This is a genomic window from Bilophila sp., from assembly GCF_057864385.1.
Genome location: NZ_DBMAFI010000098.1, coordinates 1 through 10,000 on the forward strand (window position 1 = coordinate 1; position 10,000 = coordinate 10,000).

Below are 10,000 nucleotides of genomic sequence, written 5' to 3' on the forward strand. Positions count from 1 at the left end.
GGGTTTGGGGAGGGGGAGGAGGAACTTTCTGAAGAAAGTTCCTCCTCCCCCTCCCCAATCTTATTTGTACTCCCTGCCGCACCAGAGGACGCGGCCGATGACGCGGAAGGCGTCCTCGCAGTCGCCGCGGGTGTCGAGCTCGACGGGGGGATAGGCGGCGTTGGTGCTCTTGAGGATGACCTTGCCGGGGAGGATGTCGATGCGCTTGAGATAGATGGCCTCGTCAAAACCGACGGCATAGAGGCGTCCGGGGGTGACGTCGCGCTTGCCCTGATCGATGAGCACGATGTCGTTGTCCATGATCTCCGGCTCCATGCTGTCGCCGGAAACCCGCATGAGCACCATATCACGGGGGGTTCCTTTGCGGTGCAGGAAATCGCTGCGGAAGGCGTAACTGCGCTCCGAACCGCCGCCGACCTCAAGGCTGCCGTGCCCGGCGGACAGGCGCGCCTCCACCATCGGGATCATGATCAAATCCACATCGCAGGGGGGCATCGGCTCGGCAAGTTCGGGCTGGGGATGGGGCCGCGGCGTCCCGTTGAGGCCGGAAAAGGGGGCCTCCTGGAGGACGTTGCCCCGCCCCGTCAAAATCCAGTTCGGTGAAACGTTTAATTTTAGGCACAGGGCTTCCAAAACTTCATATCCGGGCAGGGCGCGCCCTTTCTCGTATCCGCGCAACGTATTCACATTGATGCCGACACGATCGGCAAATTCGGCCTGTGTGGCGCTTCCGCGCAAAAAAACGAGTCGATCGGCGATGCTGCTCATGGCGTCTCTGCGCCGTGGGGCGCTCCGGGTTGAAGTGAACGGGGATCGTAAAAAAATGTTGTAATGTTTTTGACCGTTAAGTCAATAAATAAGTTTTTGCGTCAAAAAATGATTGTAAAAGAACTGATTTTGACGTAGAGATTTCCTTGCGGACGGTCGTGTACAACCTCTTTTCTTTACCTTCACCAAGCTATCCGGTCAACAATCCGGTCTGGCCCCTGTGCCGCAGGCCTTCGGGCCGTGCGCGCTCAGGGCATTGTTTTCCATGCCTTTCCCACAAGGCGGAGAGGTACATCTTTTACCTGACAGGGATTCATATGGAACACACGGCGAAGAATCGGGAGCGGGACGCGTCTTCGGAAATGGCCTCCGGGCGGGCCCGGAAGCGGCGGCAGGGCATGGATGAACTGGTTGAACTGATTGGCCTTCCGGCGGCGATCGAGCTCATCAGGGCCAAGGGCGGGACAAGTTTTTCTGTCCCTCTGGGCATCACACTGCGGGGGCAGGAACAGCGTGAAAAATTGGTGCAGATCATCGGCCGGGAACAGGCGGCCAAGCTGATCGGGCGCTACGGCGGCACGACGCTGTACATCCCCACCTGCCGTCAGGCTTTCGTGGACACGCGGGACAGGGACATCAACCTTGAACGCGACGAACTGGCCCGCGAAGGGCTTTCCGAGCGGGCGCTGGTGTCCGTGCTCGCCGTGCGGCATGGGCTTTCCGATCGCCAGATCTGGCGCATTTTAAAGAAGCCCGGCCCGGTGAGGCCGGATATGGCGGCCTGCGCCGCTGCGCGCCGCTTGGCCCACATGGACGCTATGGCTGTTGAGATGGGCGAAAGCTGCGCCGCCGCGCGCCGGGTGTCCCGCTCCAGCGCGGCGTGCTGACATCCTTCAACCTTTCCTGAGGCCTCCTTTCGGGCATGGTGCGTCTTGCGGGCCGCTGAAGGTTCCGCGCCATACCACAGGAGGTCTTATGGGATTCTTCAGGCTTCTTCTCCGCCCCCGTTGGCGTCTGCTGTTCTTCGGGCTGATTGCGCTGGCGCTTCAGGCCGTGCTGTTGCTGATCAGCCCGGCGCAGATGCCCGTCGTGCTCTATAAGCTGGCCCTCGTCATGCTTGCGGCCATCTTGGGCATGTTCTTCGATGTGGCCGTGTTCCCTTTCGCCACCCCCGACTCGTATCTTGACGGCGACTGGAAGCGCGCCCCCGGAGCCGTGCGGCTTCGGTGCGCCGATTTCGCCATCGCCAAGGGCTGCCTCTGGCCTTTCCTCATGGCCTGCCTGCGCCGCGCCGCCGTGGTTGCGGCTTTCGTGGTAGCGGTGTCCGTGGGGCTGTGAGCATGGGGGAGATGGGGAGCCGCCCCCGGAAGGGCGGTTCCCGCATGGAGGGGCTGCACATGATGATTCGCATGGTTTTGATGGTGGCGCTGTTGTCCGCGCCGTTTCCGCAGCCGGGGCTGGCGTCGGATATCCCGCGCGCGGCGGAACGACATCGGGCGGAACTCATACGGGTTTCCCGCGCCGTGTGGGGTTTGGAAGCCCCCGTGGCGGTGTTCGCCGCGCAGGTGCATACGGAAAGCTGGTGGCGTAACGGCACGGTATCCCCGGCGGGGGCGCAGGGCCTGGCGCAGTTCCTGCCTTCCACGGCGGAATGGCTGCCGCGTGCCGTCCCGGAACTGGAACGCGAGGCCGGGCGGCCCGCGCCGTTCAATCCCGGCTGGGCGCTCCGGGCGCTGGTTTCCTATGACAAGTGGCTGTGGGATCGGCTGGGCGGGGCCGATGCCTGCCAGCGCATGGCGTTTGCGTTGTCCGCGTATAACGGCGGAATCGGCTGGGTCGGCAGGGATCGGAAGGAGGCGGAGCGGCAGGGCCGTGATCCGGCGCGCTGGTTCGGGCAGGTGGAAAAGGCGAATGCCGGGCGGAGCGCCTCCAGCTTCCGCGAAAACCGCCGCTATGTGCGGCTGATTCTGCTTGAGAGGCAGTATTGGTACCGCAAGGCGGGGTGGGGGCCCGGCATCGGGTGCGGAGGGGGCCATGACTAGGAACGTGCTCGCCGTAGGGCTGTTGTGTGCGGCGTGCTGCGCCGCCGGGTACGTCCGGGGCTTCGGCATTGCGGAAACGCGGGGCCGCGCGCTGCTTGCGGAACAGGCCGAAGCGTCCGCCAGCGAACGGGAGGCGTTGGCTGCCGCGATGGCGGAAGCGGAGCGCCTCGCCCGCCGGAGGCTGGAAGCGGAAGCGGAGCGGGCCGCCGCCATTGCCGGGGAGCTTTCCGAAACCCGCAGCCGCCTTGCCGCCGAACGGCAGGCGTTCACAAGGAGGATGGCCCGTGTTGCCGAAGATGCTTCCCGCCATTGCGCTGGCCTGCCTGCTGGCTGGGTGCGCCTGTACAACGAAGCCCTTGGACTTGCCCCCGCCTCCCCCGGAGGTTCTGCCCCTGCCGCCGGAGCTGGCGCGCCTGCCGGAAGCGCCTCCGCCGCTGACGCCGGGGTACGGGCTGGGGCATCCGTAATGGCCAGCCCGGAGGATCTTCTGGCCCACGCGCGGGATTACGGCGGCTATTGCCGGAGCCTGCGCGCCCAGGCCGAAGCCCTGCTTGCCGTGGAAAAAGGTCGGGAGGGCAGGCCATGACGCAGGCCGCGCTGCAATTCGACGCGCACACCCTGCTGCTTGGCCTGCTCGGGATGGTTTGCGGCTTTCTCGCCTACTGGGGAACCCGGCTGGAGCAGCGGGTGGACGAATTAAAGGCCCGCCAGTGCCTGCTGGCCGAGGAGGTGCACAAGAGCTACGTGCCCCGCGAGGACTGCCGGGAGCGCACGGCGCAGATCCTCGGCGGGCTGGAGCGGGCGGACGAAAAACTGGATCGCATCGCGGACGCGATCCGCAGCGGGGGGCGCTGACATGCGTGGGAAGCGCCGGAGCGCCTCCCCTGATCTTCAGGATGCCTCCGCCGGGACACCGGAGGGGCGCCGGGAACGTGCCCGGCAGGATTTCGCCTTTTTCCGGCGGGCGTATTTTCCGCATTACTGCCTTGTCGGGGAGGATTCCCGGCTCCACGAATGGCTGGATGCGGAACTGCCCCGCATGGCGGACGCTCCCGAAGGCGTGCGGCTGGCGATTGCGGCCCCGCGCGGGGAGGCCAAGAGCACGTTCGTTTCGCTGTTTTTCGTGCTGTGGGCCGTGCTGACCGGGCGCAAGCACTACATTTTGATCATAGCCGACGCGCTGGAACAGGCCGCGTCGCTGTTGGGTGCGGTCAAGGACGAACTGGAGTTCAACGAGGCGTTGAAGCGGGATTTTCCCGGAGCGGCGGGCAAAGGGCACGTCTGGAACGCGGGAACGGTGGTCACGCCGGGGAACGTCAAAATCCAGGCGCTCGGCGCGGGCAAGCGCATGCGCGGGCTGCGGCACGGGCCGCACCGCCCGGATTTGATTGTCCTTGACGATCTTGAAAACGACGAGAACGTGGACAAGCCGGAACAGCGCGACAAGCTCCAGTCGTGGCTTCAGAAGACGGTGCTCAATCTCGGCGCGGCGGACGGGAGCATGGACGTGGTCTATGTCGGCACGCTGCTGCATTACGATTCCGTGCTGGCCCGCACGCTCCGCAAGCCTTTGTGGAAGGCCCGGACGTTCCGTTCCATCCTGCGCTGGCCGGATCGGATGGATCTTTGGGATGCGTGGGAAAGCCTCTTGTCGTCGCGCGGCGAAGCGGAGGCCCGGCGTTTTTACCGCCGGCACAAGGAGGAGATGGAGGCCGGGGCCGAAGTGAGCTGGCCCGCGTCGCGCCCGCTGTACCGGCTCATGTGCCTCCGTGCCGAGGATCGGGAGGCTTTCGATTCCGAACAGCAGAACGATCCTTTGTCCGTAAACGAGGCGCCGTTCAACGGGTGCATCACCTTTTGGGTGGATCGGAGCCGGGACTGGCTGCTGTTCGGGGCGGTGGATCCGTCGCTCGGCAGGCAGGGCGCGGGGCGTGACCCTTCCGCGATCCTCGTCGGCGGTTTCCTCCGCGGGAGCATGACGCTCGACGTGGTGGAGGCGAGCATCCGAAAGCGCCATCCCGATCGCATCATTGAGGATGTGATTACCCTGCACGATGTGCACCATCCGTTGATCTGGGGCGTGGAGGCCGTGCAGTTTCAGGAGTTTTTCGCCCATGTGCTGGTGCAGCGGGCGGCGGAGCGCGGGATTGCCCTCCCTGTGCGGCCCCTCGTCAACAGTGCGGACAAGCTGCTGCGCATCGAGTCGTTACAGCCGCACATGGCGCAGGGGCGGATCAGGCTTCACGCCTCCCAGCGGGCGCTCATCGATCAGTTGCGGCATTTCCCCAAGGCCGATCATGACGATGGGCCGGATGCGCTTGAAATGCTTTGGCGTCTGGCGTCCACCGGATTCGTCGGCATGGGCGACGCCTACATCCGTATGCCGTTGAAAAGGGGATGGGGCGATGACGGGGAAGATGGAAGCTGGGGAGGAGGGAGGGGGCCCTTCTAAGGAAGGTTCCCCCTTTCTTCCCAAACTGCCGGAACGGTTCGCGTCCCTCCCTAAAGCCTTCCGGCTGGTGGGGAGGCGGCGCGGCGGGGGGGCCGCTGGATGGGGATGGGACAAGGTACGGCAGATTTTTATGGGAAAGGCCCTGTCAGAATACGTGGCTGTTTCATCTCCACAGTACGGTGAAAATACAGCCTTTTTATCCGTTTTTCCCCTTGGCTGGATCCACGGATAAGGCATTTTGCCGGTTATCCCTTTGGAACTTCAAGGAAAAAAGCATCAACCATTTTCTATAACACAGCCTATTTTTTAGGTTTGTGTCGTTGTTTTACATATAATTATTTGAAATTATTGAAAATAATCATTTTTGTGACTTGAAAATAGTTAAATAATTCCAATAGATTATGTCTAATCAGCGACACAGCCTAAAATTTTAAGGAAAAAGCATCAACCGCTTTCCATGACACGGCCCAGGAAAAAGAGCCGATCCATAGAGGCTGTGGACCGTCAAACGGGATTGCGGGACGGGCTGGGAGCAACACGGCGGCTTTGGGGCCGTTGGAGGCATTCATGAAAAAGATACGGCGATTGCAGACGCAGGGGGAAGGCCCGCGCATGTTGGCGTTGGAGCCGCAGATGAACCTGACGCACGGGCTGACCCCGAAGCGGCTGCGGAACATTCTGGAACTTGCGGATCAGGGGGACATCCTTGAACAGCATTTGCTGTTCGCGGACATGGAAGACCGCTGCGAGCATCTTGCGGCGGAAATGGGCAAGCGCAAGCGGGCGCTGCTGACGCTGGATTGGGAAATTCTGCCGGGCCGCGCCAACGATGCGCGGGCCGCCCGGATTGCGGCGGCGGTTCGTGAGCAGTTCGATGCCGTCAACGGTTTTGAAGACTTGTTGATGGATCTGGCGGACGGCATCGGGCACGGGTTTTCCGCCTGCGAGATCGAGTGGGGCTATCGGCATGGGCTGCATCTTCCCGCCGCCTTCCATTTCCGCCCGCAAAGCTGGTTTCAGGTTTTGCGGGAAGACAGGAACCAGCTGCGTCTGCGGAACGGCAAGCCCGACGGGGAAGAGCTTTGGCCTTTCGGCTGGATCGTGCATACGCACCGCTCCCGATCCGGCTGGCTGCCGCGCTGCGGGCTGTTCCGCACGGTGGCGTGGGCGTATCTGATCCGCAGCTACGCGCTGGAGGCGAATATTCGCTACGTGCAGGTTCACGGCCTGCCGTTCCGGCTCGGAAAGTACCCGCCCGGCAGCCGCGAGGAAGATCGGCGGGCGCTGTACAACGCCCTGCGGACGCTTGGGCAGGATGCGGCGGGCATCATCCCGCAGGGCATGGACATCCTGTTTGAAACCCCCGCCTCCTCTTCTCAGGACTTGGCGGGCGCATTGATTTCGCGCTGCGAGCTCGGCATGAGCAAGGCCATCCTCGGCGGCACGCTGACCTCGCAGTCCGACGGGGCCGCCAGCACCAACGCCCTTGGGCGCGTGCACGACAGGGTGCGCCGCGACCTGATGGTATCCGACGCCATGCAGGTAGCGTCCACGCTGTCGCGCCAGCTTCTGGCTCCGCTGGCGGTGCTGAACTGCGGCGTCAGCGATCCGCGCCTGCTGCCGTGGTTCCGGTTCGATACGCGGGAAGCCGAGGACATCGCCACGTTCGCACAGGCGCTCCCGGCGCTGGCCTCGGTGATGAAGATCTCGGCGCGCTGGGCGCACGACAAGCTCAAGATCCCGGAAGCCGAAAACGAGAACGATATATTGGGGGCTTGGAGGGCATAACCGCCTCTTTTTCGATGGAACGAAAGCCCGTCTTCCTGCCGGAAGGCGGGCTTTGTTTTGGGCTGTGCCATAGGCTGTGTCGTTAGTTTGATATAATATATTGAAATTATTTAATTGTTTTTAAAACACAAAAGATTGTTTTCAATAATTTCAATAGTTGCATGTAACATGACGACACGCCCCATATAAACGGTTGAGGCCTTCTTTCTTGAAATCCCAAAGGAATAACCAATAAAATGCCCCAATCATGAAGCCATCGACGGAAAGCTGGATAAACAGCCTGTATTTTCACCATACTGTGGGGATAAGGCAGCCGCATACTCCGGCAGAGCCTTTATTTTCAGTCCGATGAATCAGAAGAAATAGCGAACAGGGATTCGATAAGGCCGAAAATCTTTGAAGAGTGTGGGGGGAGGTTTGGAGGGGGGCGGGAGAAACTTTCTAGAAAAAGTTTCTCCCGCCCCCCTCCAATATCCACAATCTTAATACCGATACAGATCCGACTTGAACGGGCCGTCGACGGAGACGCCGATGTACGCAGCCTGCTCTTCGGTAAGTTTGGTGAGCTTCACGCCGAGGCGGGCGAGGTGCAGGCGGGCCACTTCCTCGTCGAGCTTCTTGGGCAGCGTGTACACCTTCACTTCGTGATCCGTGGCGGCGAGCTCCATCTGGGCCAGCACCTGATTGGTGAAGCTGTTGGACATGACGAAGCTGGCGTGGCCGGTGGCGCAGCCGAGGTTCACGAGGCGGCCTTCGGCGAGGATGATCAGGGAGCGGCCGTTGGGCAGCACCCACTTGTCCACCTGCGGCTTGATCTGGATGCGCTTGTTGGCCGGGTTTTCCTCAAGCCACGTCATTTCGATTTCGTTGTCGAAGTGGCCGATGTTGCAGACGATGGCCTCGTCCTTCATGTTGTTCATGTGCTCGCCGGTGATGACGTGGTAGTTGCCGGTGCAGGTGACGAAAATGTCGCCTTCCTTCACGGCGTCTTCCATCGTGGTCACTTCAAAGCCTTCCATCGCGGCCTGAAGAGCGCAGATGGGGTCGATTTCGGTCACGAGCACACGGGCGCCGAAGCCGCGCATGGAATGGGCGCAGCCCTTGCCCACGTCGCCGTACCCGGCAACGACCACAACCTTGCCCGCGATCATGATGTCGGTGGCGCGCTTGATGCCGTCGGCGAGGGACTCGCGGCAGCCGTACAGGTTGTCGAACTTGGACTTGGTTACGGAGTCGTTCACGTTGATGGCCGGGAACAGCAGCTTGCCCTGTTCCGAGAGCTGGTACAGGCGGTGGACGCCGGTGGTCGTTTCTTCGGACACGCCGCGAACCTTCGCCGCCACCTTCGTCCAATGGCCGGGATTGGTCTTATGGCCGAGGCTGATGCGATCCATAAGGACGCGGGCTTCCTTGGAGTCGCAAGGCTTGTCGAGCACGGAAGGATCGCGGTCCGCATCCACGCCGAGGTGGATCATCAGGGTGGCGTCGCCGCCGTCGTCCACGATGAGATCGGGGCCGGAACCGTCGGGCCACGTCAGGGCCATTTCCGTGCACCACCAATAGTCCTCAAGCGTTTCGCCCTTCCATGCGAAAACCTTGGCGTAGCCGAGCTCCGCGATGGCGGCGGCGGCGTGATCCTGCGTGGAGAAGATGTTGCAGGACGCCCAGCGGATGTCCGCGCCGAGCTCATACAGCGTCTTGATGAGCATGGCGGTCTGGATGGTCATGTGCAGCGAGCCCATGATTTTGAAGCCTTTGAGGGGCTTCTTGTCTCCGTAGCGGCGGATGAGTTCCATCAGGCCGGGCATTTCGCGCTCGGAGAGCTGCATTTCCTTCTTGCCGAAGTCGGCAAGGCTGATATCCGCCACCTGATAGGGCAGCGACAGATCGAGAGGCTTCGCGTTGGACATAAGTATCTCCATAAAGTTGATATGTTACAGGCGTCGGGCCAGCGTGAGGTTGAGCGCCAGCCCCTGTTCCACGAGGTGGCGGGCAGTGGAAACGACCTCGAAGGACGCCGCTTGCAGCAGCCTCGACATGGTCGCTTCATCGAATCCGAGCCACAGATCCCCGTAGTCCAGACGCATCCTTTCCTGAGTATGCCGATCAAAGTCCGCCACAACGAGCAGCCCGCCGGGACGCAGTACGCGCCGGATTTCGGCAAGGGCGTTCTCCGGGTTGGACAGGTGGTGCAGCACCATATTGATGCTGGCGAAATCCGCCTCGCAGTCCCGCAGCGGAAGGTGGCTGAGTTCCCCGATGCGCAGAGAGACGCCTTCAGGCTCCCCCTCCACTCCGGCAAGGCGCCGCCGGGAAAGCTCCAGCATCCTCGGCGAACCGTCCACCCCGATGATCTGCCGGGCGCGCCCGCGCATCCGTTCCAGCACGATCCCGGTTCCGCACCCCAGATCCACCGCCGCCTCACAGCCTTCGGGCATCATGCCGCACACGGCCCCGGCGAGATCGAAACCGCCGAGCACTTCGCGGCTCAGGGTATCCCAGTGTTCGGCGATGGTATTGAAGAACTGCCGCGTCTTGAGCGCCCGATCCTCAATGATCTTGGCGGCCATTTCCACATCCGCGCGCATTTCGGCGTCTTCGTCCAGAAAGGGCATGGCGGCTTTCAGGAAAGCGGCGCCCTCCCCTTCCTTTACGGAGGAGTAAAACACCCACAGCCCGTCCCGGCGCGAGGAAAGCAGCCCAGCTTCGGTCAGGATCTTGAGGTGGCGCGAAACCCGCGACTGGCCCATTTCGAGGATGCTTACCAGTTCATTGACGGAAAGTTCATACCGCTCAAGAACATAGGTAAGCCGCAGCCGGGTCTCGTCGGACAGTGCCTTGAAATAGCGGATAGCGTTGGACATGCGGTTTCAAAGGGTTACAGATGTATCAAGATGAACGGATGGTTTTATATAAAGAAATCTTCATATAGTCAAGGAGAGGAAAAAAT

General features: G+C 62.0%; 10 protein-coding genes. 7 read left to right on the plus strand and 3 right to left on the minus strand.

Annotated features, from left to right (window positions below; genetic code table 11):
• Window positions 1-60: 60 nt before the first annotated feature.
• Window positions 61-768, minus strand: coding sequence for an XRE family transcriptional regulator (locus ACZM8Y_RS16985; RefSeq protein WP_479859573.1), 708 nt, complete (start codon window positions 766-768; stop codon window positions 61-63).
• Between the two features lie 317 nt (window positions 769-1,085).
• On the opposite strand from ACZM8Y_RS16985, the gene ACZM8Y_RS16990 reads away from it, so the two are divergent.
• From ACZM8Y_RS16990 to ACZM8Y_RS17020, 7 genes are all read left to right on the plus strand, one after another.
• On the plus strand, window positions 1,086-1,655 hold the full coding sequence (locus ACZM8Y_RS16990; protein WP_302552079.1) for a Mor transcription activator family protein: 570 nt from the start codon (window positions 1,086-1,088) through the stop codon (window positions 1,653-1,655).
• A gap of 88 nt (window positions 1,656-1,743) precedes the next feature.
• Complete coding sequence (locus ACZM8Y_RS16995; RefSeq protein WP_337431413.1) at window positions 1,744-2,106, plus strand: putative holin; 363 nt, start codon at window positions 1,744-1,746, stop codon at window positions 2,104-2,106.
• Between the two features lie 59 nt (window positions 2,107-2,165).
• Window positions 2,166-2,810 carry a transglycosylase SLT domain-containing protein gene (locus ACZM8Y_RS17000; protein ID WP_337431412.1) on the plus strand — a complete coding sequence of 215 codons (645 nt, stop codon included), beginning with the start codon at window positions 2,166-2,168 and terminating at the stop codon, window positions 2,808-2,810.
• A complete protein-coding gene (locus ACZM8Y_RS17005; RefSeq protein ID WP_482334148.1) occupies window positions 2,803-3,396 on the plus strand; it encodes a hypothetical protein in 594 nt (197 codons plus the stop codon). The genes ACZM8Y_RS17000 and ACZM8Y_RS17005 overlap by 8 nt, the downstream gene beginning before the upstream one ends.
• Before the next feature lie 53 nt (window positions 3,397-3,449).
• Window positions 3,450-3,665 carry a hypothetical protein gene (locus ACZM8Y_RS17010; protein ID WP_489501916.1) on the plus strand — a complete coding sequence of 72 codons (216 nt, stop codon included), beginning with the start codon at window positions 3,450-3,452 and terminating at the stop codon, window positions 3,663-3,665.
• A 1-nt stretch (window position 3,666) separates the two neighbouring features.
• Window positions 3,667-5,262, plus strand: a complete 1,596-nt coding sequence (terL, locus tag ACZM8Y_RS17015) for a phage terminase large subunit (RefSeq protein ID WP_482334152.1) — start codon at window positions 3,667-3,669, stop codon at window positions 5,260-5,262.
• A gap of 567 nt (window positions 5,263-5,829) precedes the next feature.
• Window positions 5,830-7,050 (plus strand): phage portal protein family protein, encoded by a 1,221-nt coding sequence (locus ACZM8Y_RS17020; protein ID WP_482334154.1) that lies wholly within the window; start codon window positions 5,830-5,832, stop codon window positions 7,048-7,050.
• A 482-nt stretch (window positions 7,051-7,532) separates the two neighbouring features.
• Here ACZM8Y_RS17020 and ahcY read toward each other — a convergent pair whose 3' ends face one another.
• Both ahcY and ACZM8Y_RS17030 read right to left on the minus strand, forming a co-directional pair.
• On the minus strand, window positions 7,533-8,960 hold the full coding sequence (ahcY, locus tag ACZM8Y_RS17025) for an adenosylhomocysteinase (RefSeq protein ID WP_302552072.1): 1,428 nt from the start codon (window positions 8,958-8,960) through the stop codon (window positions 7,533-7,535).
• Window positions 8,961-8,984: 24 nt separating this feature from the next.
• Window positions 8,985-9,914, minus strand: coding sequence for an ArsR/SmtB family transcription factor (locus tag ACZM8Y_RS17030; protein ID WP_302552071.1), 930 nt, complete (start codon window positions 9,912-9,914; stop codon window positions 8,985-8,987).
• Window positions 9,915-10,000 lie beyond the last annotated feature (86 nt).